The organism is Roseospira navarrensis, assembly GCF_009601025.1.
GTDB classification, from domain to species: domain Bacteria; phylum Pseudomonadota; class Alphaproteobacteria; order Rhodospirillales; family Rhodospirillaceae; genus Rhodospira; species Rhodospira navarrensis.
In genome coordinates this window covers 1-18,525 of sequence record NZ_WIVE01000041.1, presented here as the reverse complement: position 1 = coordinate 18,525, position 18,525 = coordinate 1, and the positions used below count along the sequence as shown (strand labels likewise).

The window sequence follows — 18,525 nt, the reverse complement described above, 5'->3', positions numbered from 1 at the left end:
GACGCCGGTCACGACGGCGTTGCCCACGGTCCGGTCGCGCCCGGCTCCGGTCCCGTGATCGGTGGAATGGAGGGCATGACCGAGGCGGAGGCCGCCCCGGTCCCGGGCGGTGCGGGCGGGGCCGACGGCGCGCGCCGGCGCGGGCCATCGCCGCCGCCACCGCCACCGCCGGAGGGATCGGGGCGCAGGGCCTCCTTGGCGATCTCCGCGATGCCGGCCAGCGAGCCCAGCACGCCGGTGGTCTCCATGGGCAGCAACAGGACCTTCTGGTTGGGCGCCACGGCAAGGCTCTGCAACGCCTCCACGTACTTCTGGGCGATGAAGTAGTTGACCGCGCCCATGCCGCCGGCGCCGATGGCCTCGCTCACCAGGGTGGTGGCGCGGGCCTCGGCCTCGGCCAGACGCTCGCGCGCCTCGGCGTCGCGCCAGGCGGCCTCGCGGCGGCCCTCGGCCTCCAGGATGGTCGCCTGCTTCTCGCCCTGGGCCACCAGGATCGCGGCGCGCTTGTCGCGCTCCGCCTTCATCTGCCGCCCCATCGACTCCACCAGGTCGCGCGGCGGCGAGATGTCCTTGATCTCGATGCGGGTGACCTTCACGCCCCACGGATTGGTCGCCAGGTCCACCACGGTCAGAAGCTGGGCGTTGATCTGGTCGCGCTGGGACAGCAGTTCGTCCAGGTCCATGCTGCCCATGACCGTGCGCAGGTTGGTCATGGTCAGGTTCAGGATGGCGAGTTCCAGTTGGCGGACCTCATAGGCCGCCTTGGGGGCATCGTGGACCTGATAGAACACCACGCCATCCACCTTCACCATGGCGTTGTCGCGGGTGATGACCTCCTGCTCGGGAACGTCGAGCACCTGTTCCATCATGTTGAGTTTCTGGCCGACCCGTTCGACGAACGGGACGATCAGGTGCAGGCCCGGCGTCAGGGTCTTGGTGTACTGGCCGAAGCGTTCCACCGTGAACTCCCACCCCTGGGGGACCAGCTTCACGCTGAGAACGATGAACACGATGGCCAGGACGACCAGCGTGACGACCAGGATCGACGTTTCCATCATGGGGCGGTCCTTTCCCGCGCGGTGTCTCGGCAAAACCTTACCATCAACCGGGACGTTGGCCTAGCGCCTCCCCCGGCGGGGGCAGGGCAACGGGTCCAGGTTAACATGACGGCCTGTTCCGCGCGGTCGGAGGGGGCCTCTCGAGATCCCTCGTATCGCTTCGCTCACTCGGGATGACGCACTAAAATTATAGGATGTCATCCTGAAGCCGCGAAGCGGCTGAAGGACCTCGAGCGCTGGTCTCCGACTCCCTGCAAAAGCCTGGAAGAGCGATCCCGTTAACCTGAGCCCGCCGCCGTGCCTGCCCGCCTTGCTGGCGTCGCGGGCGCAAGTGTCGTACACTCGCAACCGGCGGGACGCGGAACCAGCATACGGGTCAGTCACTTGTCATGAGTCTCGATCCGCAGTTCGATGACCCGCGCGCGGCCGTGCCCGGCCGCGTGCGGCGGTCCCGTCCGGTCGTCCTGATCTCCGGCGCCGTCATGATGGCGCTGATCGTGGGCGTGGTCGGCTACTGGACCTGGAACAGCTACGTCCAGGCCATGGCCCGCGCGGCCGATGTCACGCAGGCGTTCTCGATCGCCTACACGGCGTTCACGGACCGCACGCTGGACACGCTGGACGCCATGCTGACCGAGGTCGCAGCGTTCCACTCCGGGCCCGCGACAGGGGCCGACGCCACCTCCGACCACCGCCTGCGCGAGCGCATCAGCCACCACGATCTGGTCCGGGATGTGCTGGTCACGGCGGCGGACGGCACGGCCACGTTGTGGACGGGCGCCGGGCCGCCGCCGGACCTGGACCGCGAGACGGGCTATCGCGCGCACCGGGACAGCGGCGCCCGGCATGCCTGGGTCAGTCCGGTGCGGCCGGCCGACGCGCCGGCCGAGGGCTTCGTGTTCACGGTCATCCGCACCCTGCGGGCCGAGGACGGCGCCGTGCGCGGCAGCATCGCGGCCGTCATCGACCAGGGCGCCTTCGCCGCCACCTACCAGACCATCCTTCAGTCGGTGGATGCCTCGGTGACGCTGTTGCATGCCGACGGCACGGTGATGGTGCGCCTGCCCGATCCCGGCAACGCCATCGGACGGGTCATCGCCTCGGCGACCGGGCGCATGCCGTCCGGACCGCGCCCCGACACCCTGGTGGCCGACGACACCGTGGACGGCATGATGCGCATCATTTCCGTGCATCGGGTCGGAACCTATCCGCTGATGGCCGCCGCCACCGTGTCCCGGCATGCCGCGCTGGCCCCCTGGCGCCGGGACGTCGCCTGGGGCGTCGGCATCATCCTGGTCTCGGCCATGGCGGTGATCGCCCTGACCTACGCCCTGATCCGCATGGAGGCCCGGCAGACCGACGTCCGCCGCGCCCTGCGGCGGCAGAACACGCTGCTGACCGCCCTTCAGGACACGGCGTCGGACGGCATCCTGGTGGCCTCGCCCGACGGGCGCATCCTGACCTGGAACCGGCGGTTCGCCGACCTGTGGGGGCTGAGCGACGAGGTCCTGGCGCTGGGTCGGTCCGCCCTCCTGCGCGAGGCGGTACGGGACCGGCTGGTCGATCCGGAGGGCTTCGAGACCCGGATCCTGCACCTGTACCGCCATCTGGACGAGGACGAGCGCGAGGGCGTCGAGGTCCCCTTGCGCGACGGCCGGGTGCTGGAGCGGTACTCGCGCGCGCTGCGGCGGGAGGACGGAACGCCCTGGGGGCGCGCCTGGTTCTACCGCGACATCACCCAGCGCCGCGCCGACGAGCGGGCCCTGCGTCAGGCCAAGCAGGAGGCCGAGGAGGCCAACATGGCCAAGTCCCGCTTCCTGGCCGTGATGAGCCACGAAATCCGCACGCCCATGACCGGCGTGCTGGGCATGGCCGACCTGCTGCGGGCCTCGGGCCTGGGGCCGCGCCAGACCATCTATGCCGAGACGTTGCGGCGCTCGGCCGACACGCTGCTGTCGCTGCTCAACGACATCCTGGACTTCTCCAAGATCGAGGCCGGGCAGCTCGACCTGGACCTGGCGGACTTCGACCCGCGCCGGATCGTCGAGGACGTCATCCAGCTTTTCAGCGGCAACGCCTCGGAAAAGGGGCTGCGGCTGGACGCCGAGCTGACTCCCGCCGCCCCGCCCCTGGTGCGGGGCGATCCGTACCGTCTGCGGCAGGTGCTGTTCAATCTGGCCAGCAACGCGATCAAGTTCACCGAGACGGGATCGGTCACCCTCGTCATGGAACCGGACCGCCCCGGCCCGGACGGCGGGCTCATCCTGGCCTTCGCCGTGCGGGACACGGGCATCGGCCTGTCTGAGACGCAGCGGCGGATTCTGTTCCAGCCCTTCATCCAGGCCGACAACACCACCACGCGCCGGTTCGGCGGCACCGGCCTGGGGCTGGCCATCTGCAAGCGGCTGGTGACGCTGATGGGCGGCGACATCACGGTGGAGAGCGCGCCCGGCGCCGGCTCCACCTTCCGCTTCTGGGTGCCGGTGGCGGCCGGGCAGGGACGGGGCGGGGTCGCGCCCCTGGCTCCGGCCGGCGCCGATCTGGCGGCTCTGACGGGGCCGGACAGCCACCTGGTCCGGGCCGCGCCCGGCAGCCGCCTGCTGCTGGCCGAGGATACCGTGGCCAACCGGCTGCTGATCGCCACCGTGCTGGAGCGGATGGGCTTCGTCGTGGACGAGGTGGCCGACGGCCGCGCCGCGCTGGAGGCCGTGGCGGCGCGGCCGGACGCCTATGCCCTGGTGATCATGGACATGCAGATGCCCGTCATGGACGGCACCGAGGCGACCCGGGCCATCCGCGCCCTGCCGGGCGATCCGCCGCCGGTGATCGGCCTGACCGCCGATGCCGTGCGCGAGAACCGCGCCCGGTACATGGCGGCCGGGCTGGTGGATCTGCTGACCAAGCCGGTGGACTGGGAGCGGCTGGCGGGCATGGTCCGGGCCTGCGCGCGCGGGGTCACCTGGCTCGATCCGGCGCCGACGGCTGGACGCGAGACACCGGAGGGCGACGCCATCACCGGGGCGAACGATCCCGCCCCGGCCGCCGGGCCGCGGCCCGATCCGGCACCGGCCCACCGGCCCCTGCTGGACAGCGAAACCCTGGAAGCGCTGGTGGCGCGCCTGGGGCCGGCGCGTCTGCGTCCCATCGTTCATGCCATGCTGACCAGCGTGTCGGAGCAGGTGGGCGCCCTGGCCCGCGCGGCCGAGGCCGGGGACGCCGACCCGGAGGCCGTCGGCCGGATCGGCCATGCGCTCAAGGGCCTCGCCGGGCAGTTCGGCGCCGGCCCCCTGGCCGATGCCGGCGCGGCCCTGGATGCCGACCGGCCCGTGGGCGGGGATCCGTCGGCGCGCCTGCCGACGATCCAGGCGCTTGCCGACGAGACCCAGGCCGCCGTGGTGCGCTGGATGCGGGCCGCCCTCGACCGCGCGTCGTGATCGGCGCGCGGGCGTGATCCCGCATCGACAGGTCAAACCGTGTCGGATGCGGCATCAGGACACAAGCCGGACGGGATTATCGTGTCGGAACCGGGGTCTCGCCCGCATAGTCGTAGAAGCCCCGGCCGGTCTTGCGGCCCAGCCAGCCGGCCTCGACGTACTTCACCAGCAGCGGGCAGGGCCGGTACTTGGAATCGGCAAGGCCCTCGTACAGCACCTGCATGATCGCCAGCACGGTATCCAGACCCACGAAGTCCGCCAGTTCCAGCGGCCCCATCGGGTGGTTGGCGCCCAGCCGCATGGCGTTGTCGATGGCCTCGACACTGCCCACGCCCTCGTAGAGGGTGTAGACCGCCTCGTTGATCATCGGCATCAGGATGCGGTTGACGATGAAGGCGGGGAAATCCTCGGACGGCACCGAGGTCTTTTCCAGCTTTTCCACGACCACGCGGGTGAGCTGATAGGTGTCCTCGTTGGTGGCGATGCCCCGGATCAGCTCCACCAGCTTCATCAGCGGCACCGGGTTCATGAAGTGCATGCCGATGAACTTGCCCGGCCGGTCGGTCGAGGCCCCCAGGCGCGTGATCGAGATCGATGAGGTGTTGGAGGCGAGCACGCATTCCGGCGACAGGTGCGGACACAGGTCGGACAGGATCTGGCGCTTGACCTTTTCGTCCTCGGTCGCGGCCTCGACCACCAGATCGCAGTCGCCGAACTGCTCCATGCCCACGGCGGGGTGGATGCGGCCCAGCCCGGCGGCCTTGTCCTCGTCCGAGATCAGGCCGCGCCGGACCTGACGGGTCATGTTGTGGCCGATCACGCCCATGCCCTTGTCGAGCACGTCCTGACTGACGTCGGTCAGACGCACCTCAAAGCCGGCCAGGGCACAGACGTGACTGATTCCGGTGCCCATCTGGCCGGCGCCGATGACGCCAATCTTGCTGATCATGCCGTGATCCTTGTTGTCGGGGACCGTGCGGGCGGCCCCGGGGGACCCGCGCCGCACTGGCCCGTCTGGGAGATGCCGCCCGCCGGCCGATCAGTCCTAGCCCTTCGCCAGTTCGGCCTCCAGGGCCGGGACCGCCTCGAACAGGTCGGCCACCAGGCCATAGTCCGCCACCTGGAAGATCGGGGCTTCCTCGTCCTTGTTGATGGCGACGATGACCTTGGAGTCCTTCATGCCGGCCAGATGCTGGATCGCGCCGGAGATGCCGACGGCCACGTACAGGTCCGGGGCGACGATCTTGCCGGTCTGGCCCACCTGGAAGTCGTTGGGGGCGTAGCCCGCATCGACCGCCGCGCGGCTGGCGCCGACGGCGCCGCCCAACTGGTCGGCCAGCTTCTCGATGTGGTGGAAGTTCTCGCCCGAGCCCATGCCGCGCCCGCCGGAGACCACCACGCGGGCGCTGGTCAGTTCGGGCCGCTCGGACTTGCTCAGTTCCTGGCCGACGAAGCTGGACAGGCCCGGATCCTCGGCCGGGGCCAGATCCTCGACCGTCGCCGACCCGCTGCCGTGCTCGGCCTTGTCGAACGACGCCCCGCGCACGGTGATGATCTTGATGGCGTCCGCGCTCTTGACCGTCGCCATGGCGTTGCCGGCGTAGATCGGGCGCACGAAGGTGTCGGCATCCACCACGCCCGAGATGTCGGACAGCATGGCCACGTCCAGCAGGGCGGCGACGCGCGGCAGGGTGTTCTTGCCCATGGTCACGGCCGGCGCCAGCACGTGGGTGTAGTCCTTGGCGATCCCCAGGATCAGGGCCGCGAAGGACTCGGCCAGGTGGTGGGCGTACAGCGGCGAGTCGCAGCACAGCACCTTGGCGACGCCGGGCAGTTTCGCGGCGTCCTCGGCGGCGGCCTTGCAGCCCTCCCCGGCCACCAGCACGGTGACATCGCCGCCGATCTGGCCGGCCGCGGTCATGGTCGCAAGGGTGCTCTGGCGGACGGCCGTGGTGTCGTGGTCCGCGATGACGAGAATGCTCATGGCTCAGATCACCTTCGCTTCGTTGCGCAGCTTGTCCACCAGGGCGGCGACATCGGGCACCATCACGCCGGCCTGACGCGCCGGCGGGTCCTCGACGCTGACCGTGGTCAGGCGCGGCGCGGTGTCCACGCCCAGGTCGCCCAGTTCGATCGTCTCGATCGGCTTCTTCTTCGCTTTCATGATGTTGGGCAGCGAGGCATAGCGCGGCGTGTTCAGGCGCAGGTCCACGGTGCCGACGCAGGGCATCTTGACCGAGATGGTCTCCAGGCCGCCGTCGATCTCGCGGGTCATGGTGGCGCTGCCGTCACCCAGTTCGACCTTCGACAGGAAGGTGGCCTGGGGCCAGCCCAGCAGGCCGGCGAGCATCTGGCCGGTCTGGTTGCTGTCGTCGTCGATGGCCTGCTTGCCCATCAGCACCAGATCGGGGGCTTCCTTTTCGACCAGGGCCTTGAAGATCTTCGCCACACCCAGGGGCTGCACCTCGTCGTCCGTCTTGACCAGGATGCCCCGGTCGGCGCCCATGGCGAGGGCGGTGCGGATGGTCTCCTGACACGCCTGCGGGCCGATGGAGACGGCGACGATCTCGGTGGCCGTGCCGGCCTCCTTCAGGCGGACCGCTTCCTCGACGCCGATTTCGTCGAACGGGTTCATGGACATCTTGACGTTGGCCGTCTCAACGCCGGACTTGTCCGCCTTGACGCGGATCTTGACGTTGTAATCGACCACGCGCTTGACCGCGACCAGGACCTTCATGGCTCTCCCTGTCCTTTTTGCGCGCGGGGGGTCCCGGGGGCAGGCCGGTCGGTCCCCTCGCTGACTTCACCGATGGCCCCCCCGTGACGGGGGCCGAAACCACAGGCGCGCCACCCGCACCAGCCATGCCGGGCCGGTGCGGGTGGCGACCTGGATGTCTCGCTTGCCGGAGCCCGTCCGTCAAGCATGACATGGGTCCGGCAGCGAAACATCCGACATCGTGCCGGGGCTTCGCCGCCTGTTGTGCAATGCACAACCTACGAAGCCGCTCCGGCGCTGTCAAATTCCGGCGCCGTCGCGGCCAGACGCCCGCCGATCCGCACCGGCGCGATGGCCGTCGCGAGGCCGGTGCGGTCGTCGGTCTCGATCAGGATGCCGCAAACGGTGGCGGGGCCGCCGGCCGGGCTCAGACGCTCGGTCGGCATCTTGCGCACGAAGCGCTCGGTGGCGGGCCCCTTCACCATGCCGATGACCGAATCGTAGTCGCCGCACATGCCCGCGTCGGACTGGTAGGCGGTGCCGCCGGGCAGGATCTGGGCATCGGCGGTGGGCACATGGGTATGACCGCCGACCACGGCCGACACCCGGCCGTCCAGGAAATGGCCGATGGCCATCTTCTCGCTGGTGGCCTCGGCGTGCATGTCCACCAGGATGGCATGGGCGCCGCGCCCGGGCGGCCCGGCCAGGGGCGCGGCGGCGATCTCGCGTTGAACCACGGCGAAGGGGTCGTCCAGCGGGTCCATGAACAGGCGGCCCATCACCTGCACCACCAGCAGGCGGCGGCCCCTGGCGTCGGTCATCAGGATGGAGCCCGCGCCGGGCGTGCCGGGCGGGTAGTTGGCCGGCCGGATCAGGCGCGGTTCCTTGGCGATGAACGGGATGATGTCGCGCTGGTCCCAGGCATGGTTGCCCAGCGTGATGACATCCACGCCGGCGGCGAACAGGTCCTCGCAGATCTTCGGTGAGATGCCGAAACCGTGGGCCGCGTTCTCGCCGCAGGCCACCACCACATCGGGGGCGAGCCGGCGGCGCAGCGGCGGCAGCGCGTCGCGCACCGCGTCCCGGCCCGCGCGACCCACGATGTCGCCGAGGAAGAGAATGCGCATCACCGGGCCTCCGGATGGATCGTCCCGGCCTCGGTCACGATGGCGGCGAGCGGGATGTCATGGGGTTCGACGGGCACGCCGCCGGACGCGAGGGGCGCCTCCTGGCAGGCGTAGGCGTAGCCCAGGGCCGTGGCCCCGGCGCCCGGACCGGCCAGATGGCGATCATAGAAGCCGCCGCCGTAGCCCAGACGGACCCCGCGCCGGTCAAAGCCGACCAGCGGCACCAGCAGCCAGGCGGGTTCGACCCGGGGCGCGCTCTCGGGCGGCTGGCGCGTCTTGAAGGGGCCGTCCACCAGCGCATCCGGATCGCCGTCCCACAGCCGGAACACCAGCACGGGCGGCGCGCTCTTCGGCGGGGTCACCGGCAGCGCCACCGGATGCCCCCGCGCGGCCAGCGCGGCCAGCAGCGGGCGCGGGTCCAGCTCGCCCCGCATGGGCCAGAAGCCGGCGACCACGGCCCCGGGCGGCGGCGCGACGTCGGACAGCGCGTGATCGCGGGCGGCCCGGCCCGCCTGCTCCGCCCGCGCGGGACCTATGTTGGCCCGCGCCGTCAGCAGGTGGGCGCGCAGGGTGGCCTTGCGGGCGGCAAGGTCCGGCGTGGCGGTGTCGGCGGGAACAGCGGCGTGAGCCGGGGGGGGGACGGTCAAGGGTCCTCCGGTCGGGCCTTGATCGGAAGCGCGGAGCCACCCTGGCCGTTGGCGGTGCGACCTCCACATGGGCCGCGGCAACAACGTGGGCGCCGTGTGCCGGGACCAGGATCCCGACAGGGACAGCTCCCTTTCACAGACGTATAGCCCCCGGGAGTGTGCGTGCCTGACGCACCGGGCAGCCCCGCCCCCTCAACCTAGGTCCGCTCCAGCCGCTCGGCAAGGGATTCAATGCGCTGGGCCATCGCAACGATGGCCTGGGCGGCCTGCTCCTCGGCGGCGGCCTGATCGCGCTCGCGGGATTCCGCGGCCTCGGCGGCGGTCGCGGCGGTGTCGTGATGCGCCGCCAGATCATCGCGCTGGCGGCGGGCCTCGGCCAGGTCGTCGGCCAGGGTCAGGCCGACCATGACCAGGGCCATGCCCTCGCTGATGTGGCCCAGACGCTTGGTCAGGTCGCGCGCCTTGCCGTCGAGCAGCGCGGCCAGCGCGAGCACGTGCTCTTCCTCGCCCGCGCCGCAGGTGATGCGGTAGTCCCGTCCGTTGACCGAGATGCTGACCTGAGGCATGCGCCGCCTATCCTTCCAGCAGGGCCCGGAGTCGCGTCACGGTCCCGTCCAGCCGCCCGTCCACCTGCGCGACGACGGCCCGAAGCTGCTCGTACTCGTCGCGCAGACTGTCGTATTCCAGGCGCAGGGTGGCCAGCTCCACGTCCCGATCCCGGGCGGCCGCGTCGTCCTCGGCCCGCTGGGCTTCGCGGGCGACGAAGGCGGCCTCCAGGCGATCCATGGCCTGGTCGAGGGCTTGCAGGGCTGCGTCAACCGGGGGCACGGTGTGGCGTTCCTTGTGATGGTCCGGGGGCGGTCTGGCTTATGGTCCGTCGGGCGATCCGGGCGCGACCCCGGGGGCCGGTGGTTCGCTTGGGCTTTTTCTGTTCGATTTCATGGCTCTACTCTGCCATGCTTCGAGTGCAATTGAGAATAAGCGTGCAAAGGACTCGCGTCAATGGCGATGGACCCCGCACCGGGCCCGGCGACTCCGGTCCGGATCGACGCGCCCGCCGCCCTGCTGGCCGCCGCACGCGCCTGGACGGGTCCCGGCCCGCTGCCCGCGGCCGCGCCGCCGGACGCCCTGGGCACGCTGGGGCCGGGCTGGCCGCGCGCGCTGGCCGAGACCGTCGCGACCGCGTGGGCGGTGGCGGAGCCGGACCGGCCGCCGCCCGCCATCATCCTGCGGCTGCCGTGCGGCACGGCGACGGGCCTCGCCCTGGCCGCGCTGGCGGACTGGCCGGCCCCGGCGGGCTGGACCCTGACCCTGGTGTTCGACGGCGCGGCCGTCCCCGCCGCCGCCCTGGAGTCCCTGCGCCATCGGGCGGCGGCCCTCGGCGTTGGGGTTGAGGGCGCGCCGTCAGGAGGCCTGGAGCATGCGGGCGGTGAGTTTCGACAGGGCGGTGACCAGCCCTGACAGCCCCTCCCGCGATCCGATGGCGGCCCATTCCGAGCGGCGCAGGGCCACCTCGCTGATCGAGCCCTTCAGCAGCACGTCCACCACCTGGGGTCCCTCGGGTCCTTCGGCGACCACATAGGACAGCGGCACGGCCTCGTCGTCCGGCCGCGCGATCCGGGTGTGGACCAGCAGCGTCCCGGCGGGGCCGGGCGCGGTGCCGTCGATCACGAACCGCTCGCCGCCGAACCCGTCGAAACGGTCGGCGTGCACGGCCACGGAGTAGTCGGCGAAGGCATCCACCATGGCGGCCCGGTCCGAATCGGGCGCGTCCCGCCAGGCCCGGCCGGCGGCGGCCCGCGCCATGCGCTGGAAGTCGAAGGTGGCCCGCACGGGGCCGTCCAGCGCCTCGGCCCGGCCCCGGATGCCCAGGGCGTCCGCGCGCTGCATCACATCCAGCAGCGCCGCCTGATAGGACTCGATCAACGCGGTGGCGGCCGCCGGATCGGGCGCGGCCGCCCGGGCGGGCGCGCGCGGGGCGACGACAGCCAGCAGGCCGGCCGCGCCGGCGGCGCCCAGCATGAGACGGCGGGACAAGACGCGGGCGGCGGACAGGGACGGGGACGGGACCTCAACCATGCAGACGGACTCCGGATCGCGGGAACACAGGGGAGCGGACGCGCCACCCTGCCCCCGATCCATGGCGGAAATGGGACGGCTCGCCAAGGGGATCCGGACAACCGAAACAACGGGACCCGGACGCGCGACGGGGGACGCCGTTGCCGGCATCCCCCGTCACACCTTGCGCCCGCCGGTCCCCGGGGACCGGCGGCGAGTCTCTCAATCCGGGGCCTAGGCCGTGCGCGCGCCCCGCAGCCAGCGGGTCCCAAACAGGCCGCCCAGGGCGGTGACCATGAACCAGACCGCCGCCGGCAGCGGCGTGACGATGCCGGCCACGGCGTAGTCGCCGACCCCGCGATCGTCGTTGGTCAACGGCGCCAGAATGAAGGTCAGGGTGGTCGCCTTGACCGGGCCGAACGCCGCGTTCAGGTAGCCGATGTTCACGCCGTCCTTGGTCTCGGCGGCGGTGAAGACGGCGGAGGATTCATTCGCCGTGCCTTCGTCGAAGACGACCTGCGCCTGTTCCTTGATGTCCGCATCGTCCGGCGACACGAACAGGTCCAGGAAGATCAGCCCGGTGATGGTCTGCACCGTGTCGAAGGTCACGGTGATGCCTTCGTAGTACGTGGCGGTTTCCGAGATTTCGTCGTCGCCCACGCCCGCGCCGTCGCGCTTGCAGGCCAGCAGACCATCGGCGGCGCAGACGCCCGAGTCGGTCAGCTTTTCCACGAAGTTCAGCGCCCGGGCCGTGCGATTGGCCGGGTCGGTGTTGCTCGCATAGGACCACCAGCCATCGATGGTGTACGTGCCCATGTCGATGGAGCTGGTGGACTTGCCGTCGATCGGCGCCACGCCGCTCGTGAAGTCGTAGACGGCCGCGCCGGCACTGCCCGCGGAGCCAAGAGCCAGCGCCGCGCCGACGGCCGCCGCCCCCATGTAAGCCTTGACGTTCATGTCATCTCTCCTGTGTCCACTTGCGCGTCCGATGCCGAACCCTTTCGGTCCCAATTCCCGTTGCCCCCCGGGCCGGGCCGCCGAGTGGCCTGCTGCCACCCCGCCCTGTCCGTGGACCGCCACCCCGCGCCGGAACTGGCCTTCTGCGAAGCATCATCTCACTGTCAAACCAAATTAGCCGGTCGAAGCGCAAAATGCTATCCATCTAAAGGTGAGGTCACCTTATGGAGGGGTCCGGATTCGTGGGAAATGCAGGCCGATCAGGCGGCTTACAAGGCACGATGCGGCCGACCTGAATAGTCGGGTATCACCAAAGTCGAGCAAAAAAATATAAAAATTGACCTGTTTTCGGGCCGACTCCGCCCGGTCCGGTTCTGCGCTATGCCATCCGTCAGGGGGCGACCCACGCCTTTCGTCCCGTCAGGGGGCGACCCACGCCTTTCGTCGAGCCCGACCGGGCCGGATCACAGACTCAGCGCGGCGCCCAGAACGCGCTCGACCGCCGCCGGGCTGAGATCGCGGGTGATGAACACCAGACGGGTGCGGCGGTCCGGCTGCCCGGTCGCGGGATCGACCGGCCAGTCCGGCAGCACCGACGGCGGGTGGAACATGTGCTGCACCCCGTGCAGCGCCAGGGGCGCGTCGTGGTGGCGGGCGTTGACGATGGCCTTCAGGCGCAGCACGTCGGCGCCCCGGCTGGACACCAGCAGGTCGAGCCCGGCCGCCAGCGCGTCCCAGTCCACCGGCGCGTCATAGGTCAGGCAGAACGCGCGGATGCGCTCGTCGTGCCGGTTCACGTCGTGACGATGGTGGTGGTCGTGGCCATGATGGCCGGCGTCCGCAAGGGCCTCGGCCGTCAGCCAGCCCGCGACATCCGGCGTCTTGGCGTCGGCCCGGAACAGCCCGCACTCCAGGATATCGGCCGGGGCGATGCGCCCGTGGTCCGCCCGCAGGCGCGGCGCGCCGGGATTGAGGGCCGCCAGCCGGGCCTCCAGCGCCGCGATGGCCTCCGGCGCGGCGACGTCGGTCTTGCTCAGCACGAGTCGGTCGGCGACGGCCGCCTGTTTGACCGACTCGGGCTGACGGTCGAGCGTCTCCAGGCCGTGGGCCGCGTCAACCACCGTCACCACGCCGTCCAGGCGGTAGTGGTTGGAGATCAGCGGGTCGCTCATCAGGGTGTGCAGGATGGGCGCCGGATCGGCCAGCCCCGTGGTCTCGATCAGCAGCCGGCGGAACTCGTCGATCTCGCCCCGGACCCGCTTCAGGAACAGGTCGCGCAGCGCGGTGACCATGTCGCCCCGCACCGAGCAGCACAGGCAGCCCGCGTTCAGCAGCACGATGTCCTCGTCCACGTGCCGGACCAGCAGGTGGTCCAGGCCCACCTCGCCGAACTCGTTCACCAGAACGGCGGTCTCGGCCATGTCCGGGTGCGACAGCAGGTGGTTGAGCAGCGTGGTCTTGCCGCTGCCCAGGAAGCCGGTCAGGACCGTGACGGGCAGCGTGCTCATGCCTTTGGGGTCCCGTAGAGGGCGGCCGGATCGGCCTCCGGCTCGGCGATCACGGCCAGCGTGTCCGGCCCCTGGACCTCGCGGTAGAAGCAGGTGCGCCGTCCGGTGTGGCAGGCGACGCCGACCTGATCCACCAGCAGCAACAGGGTGTCGCCGTCGCAGTCCACGCGGAGCGCCTTCAGCGTCTGCACCTGACCGGAGGTCTCGCCCTTGCGCCACGGCGCGCCGCGCGAGCGCGACCAGTAGCACACCCGGCCCGTCTCCAGCGTCTCGGCCAGGGTCTCGCGGGTCATCCAGGCCATCATGAGCACCTCGCCGGTGTCATGCTGCTGGGCGATGGCGGGCACCAGGCCGTCGGCGGTGAAGCGGACGGCATCGAGAACGGACGGAGCGGCGGCGGTCATGGCGAGAGGCCCTCGGGCGGCGGGGTCGGACGGGATCGCCTACCGACCATTCGGACGGCGCGCCGTCAAGGGGGAAGCGGCGTGCATCCGGCCCGGGCGACCTGACGAATCGCCCAGGTGTTGCGGTGCCGAACCCCATCCTCTAGGCTGGCCGGAACGCCATGGCGGCGGATCCGGCGCGCCGGGCCGGATGCCATGGCCGGGCAGAACGGCCCGGACCAGGCGCATGTTCGGGACCGCGCCGGATCTGCACAGCGCCGGAGGCCGTCGTTTGGCCCGCCTCGGGGCCGCTCGGGGGCGGCGCACCCCGCCAGCCCCGCACACCGCCAGCCCCGCACCGGGGCCGGGGTTGCCGGGCCGGTCGCCAGCCACCTTTTCTCTACCCCGCCGGATCGTGGCGGGGTTTGTCTTGCGGTTTGCCGGCAGGCGCCGGCGCAAGATCACGTTTGCGTGAAAGGGACGGGACGCTCTTTTTCCTTTTTCGCTCGATCACCACCAAGCTGCCGCTGATGACGCGGCCGTGTAATGGGGGAGCAACCAATGCCACCACCGGAGAATCTCTACGAAACGGAATACGAAGTCGGCCAGGACAATATCCAGAAGTTCGGCATGGACATCCACAACCCCGTGTTCTGGATTGCCGCGCTTTTGATTATGGTCTTCGTGTTGGGCACCCTGATGGCGCCCGAGGATGCCAAAGGCATCTTCGACGCCTCCAAAGCCTGGTCGATCAACAACTTCGACTGGTTCTTCCTGGCTGCCGGCAACATCTTCGTCATCTTCTGCATCGTGCTGATCTTCCTGCCGGTCGGCAGCGTGCGGCTCGGCGGACAGGACGCCAAGCCGGAGTTCTCGCTGATCTCCTGGTTCGCGATGCTGTTCGCGGCCGGCATGGGCATCGGCCTGATGTTCTGGTCCGTGGCGGAGCCCGTCGGCTACTACACCGACTGGTTCGGCACCCCGCTGGGCGCGGAACCGAACACGCCCGAAGGCGCCCGGGCCGCCATGGGGGCCACCATGTATCACTGGGGCCTGCATCCCTGGGCGATCTATGCCGTGGTCGGCCTGTCGCTGGCGTTCTTCTGCTACAACAAGGGCCTGCCGCTGACCATCCGCTCGGCCTTCTATCCCATCGTGCAGGACAAGTCCTGGGGCTGGTTCGGCAACGTCATCGATGTGGTGGCGGTGCTGGCGACCATCTTCGGCCTGGCCACCTCGCTCGGCTTCGGCGCCCAGCAGGCGGCCGGCGGCCTGGAGTTCCTGTTCGGCATCCCCTCGGGCATCAACACCCAGGTGGCCATCATCATCGGCGTGACCTCGATCGCCGTGATCTCGGTGGTGCGCGGCCTGGACGGCGGCGTGAAGCTGCTGTCCAACATCAACATGACGCTGGCCGGCCTGCTGCTGCTGTTCGTAATCGCCACCGGCTCGACCATGACCATCATCAGCGGCTTCTGGGACACCACGGTGGCCTATGCCGAGGTCATGGTTCCCATGAGCATGTGGTGGGGCCGCGAGGACGGCTCGTTCATGCATGACTGGACGGTGTTCTACTGGGCCTGGTGGATTTCCTGGTCCCCGTTCGTCGGCATGTTCATCGCGCGCGTGTCCTACGGCCGCTCGGTGCGGACGTTCATCATTGCGGTGCTGCTGGTGCCGACGGCTGTGACCATCGTATGGATGACCGCCTTCGGCGGCATGGGCCTGGAACAGGTGATGAACAAGACCGGCGCGCTGGCCGACGGCATCGGCGACTACACCCTGTCGATGTTCCAGATGCTGGAGAACCTGCCCTTGGCGGCGATCACCTCGTTCATCGCCATCTGTCTGGTGATGGTGTTCTTCATCACCTCGTCGGACTCCGGCTCGCTGGTGATCGACAGCATCACCGCCGGCGGCAAGCTGGACGCCCCGGTGCCGCAGCGCATCTTCTGGGCCGTCATGGAAGGCGTGATCGCGGCCGTGCTGCTGTTCGCCGGCGGGGCCAGCGCCCTGAGCGCGCTGCAGGCGGCGGCCATCACGGTCGGCCTGCCGTTCACCCTGGTGCTCCTGGCCATGTGCGTGACGCTCTATCTGGGCCTGCGCCACGAGCGCATCTGGGTCATGAACAAGTAGCGTTCGGATATCCTGAGAGAGCAACCGTCGGCCGTGCGCGGCCGACGGCAACCGAGAGGGGCCGCATCCGGGCACGGGTGCGGCCCTTTTCCGACGCGGACCGGATCCCATATGCCGGGAACCCGACGCAGTGACCCGGGAGGGAGGGACATGCAACCCAAGGACAGCACGACCAACGAGGGCTTCAAGGGGTTCACGAACCACAGTTGCCCGTTCCTGCCGTGCCACGAGGGTGTGCGCGGCGAGTTCAACTGCCTGTTCTGCTATTGTCCGCTGATCGCCTACGAGTGCCCCGGGCCCTATGAGGTGTTCACCGACAAGAACGGCGTCACCCGCAAGGACTGCTCGGCCTGCACCCTGCCTCACAACGGCTATCAGGGCGCCTGGAATTTCATCCAGAAATGGCTGGAAAAGCCGGTCGTGTGGAACGGCCAGCCGCAGACCCGCAAATACCGCCAGAAGCCGGTCAAGCCCAAGAAAGGGCAGTCCGAGACGGACGAGACCCGGGACACCCCCGACACGTCGTTGCCATGATCGGGCGGCAGGGTCGTCCCGTCGGCGGGGGCATCCCCGCCCCGTGACGCCCCCGCGATGTGGAGGAGATCCCATGCCTGTTGCCCGCTCCGGCCGCCCTGTCCGCCCCCTCCGCGCCGTCCTGCTCGCCACCGGCGTGCTCGCTCTCGGTCTCGCCCTGGCCGGGGCCGGGGCCGGGACGGGCGCGGCGACGGCCGCAGAGATCGAGGTTCCCCCGGGCGGCCCCGGCTCGGTCGCACTCACCATCCACGACCGCACCACCGTGGTCGCCGAGCAGCGCTCGGCCAGCCTGCCGGCGGGCGAGAGCGTGCTGGCCTTCCCCGATGTGCCCTCGGGCGCGGACGCGGCCTCGGTCCGGCTGCGCGCCGCCGGGCGGGCGCCGGACGCCTTTCTGGTGCTGGAACGCGCCCTGTCCGCCGACGTGCCGAACCGGCACCGCCTGCTGGAGCTGTCGGTCGGCCGCGAGATCGGCCTGCTGATCGACGACCAGGGGGCCGACGCCCCGCCCCGGCGCACCACCGCCCGGGTACTGTCGGTGGCCGAGGACGTGATTCTGGAGATGGACGGCGACATCCGCGTCGGGCTGCCCGGCGATCTGGTGCTGGACCGCCTGCCGGAGGGCCTGCGCCCGTCGCCCACGCTGCTGGCCACGGTGCGCGCCGATGCCGGCGGCCCCGCCGATCTGGCGCTGACCTACCTGACCGGCGGCCTGGGCTGGACGGCCGACTACACGCTGGACCTGGACGCGGCCATGACCGGCGGCGACCTGACCGGCTGGGCCACCGTCACCAATTCCAGCGGCCGCTCGTTCCGCGACGCGCGCCTGACCCTGGCCGCCGGCACGGTGAACACCGGCGGCGGCGGACGCGGCATGGCGGAGATGGACCAGCGCGCCGGCATGGTCGCCGCCGCCATGCCCCCCCCGCCGTCGCCCCAGGCCCAGGGCGGGCTGCACTTCTACCCCATCGACCGGCCCGTGGACCTCGCCCATCGCCAGAGCAAACAACTGGCCCTGGTCAATGCGCCGGGCCTGACCGTCGAACCCCGCTTCGTGATCCCCGACACCGGCTCGTCGGTCTACGGCAGCCCCCGCGTGGATGAGACCCGCCTGCATGCGCGCCGGCATCTGGTGCTGTCGAACACCGACGACGCCGGGCTGGGCCGGCCGCTGCCGGCGGGCACCGTGCGGGTCTGGCAGCCGGGACCGGACGGCGCGCCGCGCTTCCTGGGCGCCGACCGCATCGGCCACACCGCCGTGGGGACCGAGGCCACCCTGGCGCTGGGCACGGATTTCGACGTCACGGCCGAGCGCCGCCGCCTGGACTTCCGCCGCATCGGCGAGCGCGTCACCGAGACCGAACACGCGGTGGTGCTGCGCAACGGCAAGCCGGATCAGGCGGTCCGGGTGACGGTGGAGGCCGACCTGCCCGGCGAATGGACCCTGCTGTCCCAGTCCCGGGAGTCGGTGCGGGAGTCCGCCTCGCGCGTCACCTGGACCGTCGAGGTCCCACCCGAGGGCGAAGAGCGCCTGACCTACACCGTGCGCACCCGGTTCTGATCCCGACTCCGCCGCCGGTTTGCCCCGTCCCGCCCCGCGGTCGCGGAAAGCACCGTCATGTTTAACTGAACCTGATGCCCAGGGTCGTTAAATCAAGCAGTTGGAGATTGCCGCCAGGACGGATACCCTTAGGCGAAGGGGGGAGTCTGCCGGTGCGGGGTGCGGACCCCGCCCAGCCGGCCCGATTCGTGACGGGACACGGATCCGCCGAAAAAGGGGCTCATCGCGGAAAAACGGGGTCGCGTGGTTTCTGGACCGCAGCGGCCCCCCGAGACACCCCCTCCCCACCCCTCCCCCATTCATGGGGGAGGGGTGGGGAGGGGGGTCAGGCTGGTACAGACCGGCTACCTAGGTAACAGAATAGACCGGCAACATGGGTAACAGGTCCACTGGCTGGCGAGGAGGGCTC

At 70.6% G+C, this 18,525-nt stretch carries 17 protein-coding genes and 1 other RNA gene; 5 read left to right on the top strand and 13 right to left on the bottom strand.

Annotated elements, in window-relative coordinates; translation table 11 throughout:
* Window positions 1-8 precede the first annotated feature (8 nt).
* Window positions 9-1,058 carry an SPFH domain-containing protein gene (locus tag GHC57_RS12790; RefSeq protein ID WP_153344834.1) on the bottom strand — a complete coding sequence of 350 codons (1,050 nt, stop codon included), beginning with the start codon at window positions 1,056-1,058 and terminating at the stop codon, window positions 9-11.
* 389 nt (window positions 1,059-1,447) lie between these two features.
* On the opposite strand from GHC57_RS12790, the gene GHC57_RS12785 reads away from it, so the two are divergent.
* Window positions 1,448-4,492, top strand: a complete 3,045-nt coding sequence (locus GHC57_RS12785) for an ATP-binding protein (protein WP_153344832.1) — start codon at window positions 1,448-1,450, stop codon at window positions 4,490-4,492.
* Between the two features lie 76 nt (window positions 4,493-4,568).
* Here GHC57_RS12785 and GHC57_RS12780 read toward each other — a convergent pair whose 3' ends face one another.
* The 8 genes from GHC57_RS12780 to GHC57_RS12750 all read right to left on the bottom strand — a co-directional run bounded on the left by GHC57_RS12780 (window position 4,569) and on the right by GHC57_RS12750 (window position 9,810).
* Window positions 4,569-5,441 carry a 3-hydroxybutyryl-CoA dehydrogenase gene (locus GHC57_RS12780; RefSeq protein WP_153344830.1) on the bottom strand — a complete coding sequence of 291 codons (873 nt, stop codon included), beginning with the start codon at window positions 5,439-5,441 and terminating at the stop codon, window positions 4,569-4,571.
* A 96-nt stretch (window positions 5,442-5,537) separates the two neighbouring features.
* On the bottom strand, window positions 5,538-6,476 hold the full coding sequence (locus tag GHC57_RS12775) for an electron transfer flavoprotein subunit alpha/FixB family protein (protein WP_153344827.1): 939 nt from the start codon (window positions 6,474-6,476) through the stop codon (window positions 5,538-5,540).
* Window positions 6,477-6,479: 3 nt separating this feature from the next.
* Window positions 6,480-7,229, bottom strand: coding sequence for an electron transfer flavoprotein subunit beta/FixA family protein (locus tag GHC57_RS12770; RefSeq protein WP_153344825.1), 750 nt, complete (start codon window positions 7,227-7,229; stop codon window positions 6,480-6,482).
* A gap of 257 nt (window positions 7,230-7,486) precedes the next feature.
* Window positions 7,487-8,335, bottom strand: a complete 849-nt coding sequence (locus GHC57_RS12765; protein WP_153344823.1) for a TIGR00282 family metallophosphoesterase — start codon at window positions 8,333-8,335, stop codon at window positions 7,487-7,489.
* Entirely contained in the window at window positions 8,335-8,982 is a 648-nt protein-coding gene (locus tag GHC57_RS12760; protein WP_246152298.1) for a 5-formyltetrahydrofolate cyclo-ligase, read from the bottom strand. Before GHC57_RS12760 ends, GHC57_RS12765 begins: the two co-directional genes overlap by 1 nt.
* 29 nt (window positions 8,983-9,011) lie before the next feature.
* Window positions 9,012-9,170: non-coding RNA, 6S RNA (gene ssrS / locus GHC57_RS20565), on the bottom strand.
* 9 nt (window positions 9,171-9,179) lie between these two features.
* On the bottom strand, window positions 9,180-9,548 hold the full coding sequence (locus tag GHC57_RS12755) for a cell division protein ZapA (protein WP_153344819.1): 369 nt from the start codon (window positions 9,546-9,548) through the stop codon (window positions 9,180-9,182).
* Window positions 9,549-9,555: 7 nt separating this feature from the next.
* A complete protein-coding gene (locus GHC57_RS12750) occupies window positions 9,556-9,810 on the bottom strand; it encodes a hypothetical protein (protein WP_153344817.1) in 255 nt (84 codons plus the stop codon).
* Window positions 9,811-9,984: 174 nt separating this feature from the next.
* On the opposite strand from GHC57_RS12750, the gene GHC57_RS12745 reads away from it, so the two are divergent.
* Window positions 9,985-10,443 (top strand): hypothetical protein, encoded by a 459-nt coding sequence (locus GHC57_RS12745; RefSeq protein ID WP_153344815.1) that lies wholly within the window; start codon window positions 9,985-9,987, stop codon window positions 10,441-10,443.
* Here GHC57_RS12745 and GHC57_RS12740 read toward each other — a convergent pair.
* The 4 genes from GHC57_RS12740 to hisI all read right to left on the bottom strand — a co-directional run bounded on the left by GHC57_RS12740 (window position 10,387) and on the right by hisI (window position 13,909).
* On the bottom strand, window positions 10,387-11,061 hold the full coding sequence (locus tag GHC57_RS12740; RefSeq protein ID WP_170294864.1) for an ABC transporter substrate-binding protein: 675 nt from the start codon (window positions 11,059-11,061) through the stop codon (window positions 10,387-10,389). The two genes, GHC57_RS12745 and GHC57_RS12740, sit on opposite strands and share 57 nt — an antisense overlap.
* A 213-nt stretch (window positions 11,062-11,274) precedes the next feature.
* Entirely contained in the window at window positions 11,275-11,997 is a 723-nt protein-coding gene (locus GHC57_RS12735) for a hypothetical protein (protein ID WP_153344812.1), read from the bottom strand.
* Window positions 11,998-12,461: 464 nt separating this feature from the next.
* Window positions 12,462-13,505 (bottom strand): CobW family GTP-binding protein, encoded by a 1,044-nt coding sequence (locus GHC57_RS12730; protein WP_153344810.1) that lies wholly within the window; start codon window positions 13,503-13,505, stop codon window positions 12,462-12,464.
* A complete protein-coding gene (hisI, locus tag GHC57_RS12725; RefSeq protein WP_153344808.1) occupies window positions 13,502-13,909 on the bottom strand; it encodes a phosphoribosyl-AMP cyclohydrolase in 408 nt (135 codons plus the stop codon). The genes GHC57_RS12730 and hisI overlap by 4 nt, the downstream gene beginning before the upstream one ends.
* A 540-nt stretch (window positions 13,910-14,449) precedes the next feature.
* On the opposite strand from hisI, the gene GHC57_RS12720 reads away from it, so the two are divergent.
* The 3 genes from GHC57_RS12720 to GHC57_RS12710 all read left to right on the top strand — a co-directional run bounded on the left by GHC57_RS12720 (window position 14,450) and on the right by GHC57_RS12710 (window position 18,116).
* Window positions 14,450-16,024, top strand: a complete 1,575-nt coding sequence (locus GHC57_RS12720) for a BCCT family transporter (protein ID WP_153344806.1) — start codon at window positions 14,450-14,452, stop codon at window positions 16,022-16,024.
* Between the two features lie 150 nt (window positions 16,025-16,174).
* On the top strand, window positions 16,175-16,558 hold the full coding sequence (locus tag GHC57_RS12715; protein WP_153344804.1) for a cysteine-rich small domain-containing protein: 384 nt from the start codon (window positions 16,175-16,177) through the stop codon (window positions 16,556-16,558).
* Between the two features lie 73 nt (window positions 16,559-16,631).
* The gene (locus tag GHC57_RS12710; RefSeq protein ID WP_153344802.1) at window positions 16,632-18,116 is read left to right on the top strand and encodes a DUF4139 domain-containing protein; all 1,485 of its coding nucleotides are present in this window, start codon (window positions 16,632-16,634) and stop codon (window positions 18,114-18,116) included.
* The last annotated feature ends 409 nt before the right edge of the window (window positions 18,117-18,525 follow it).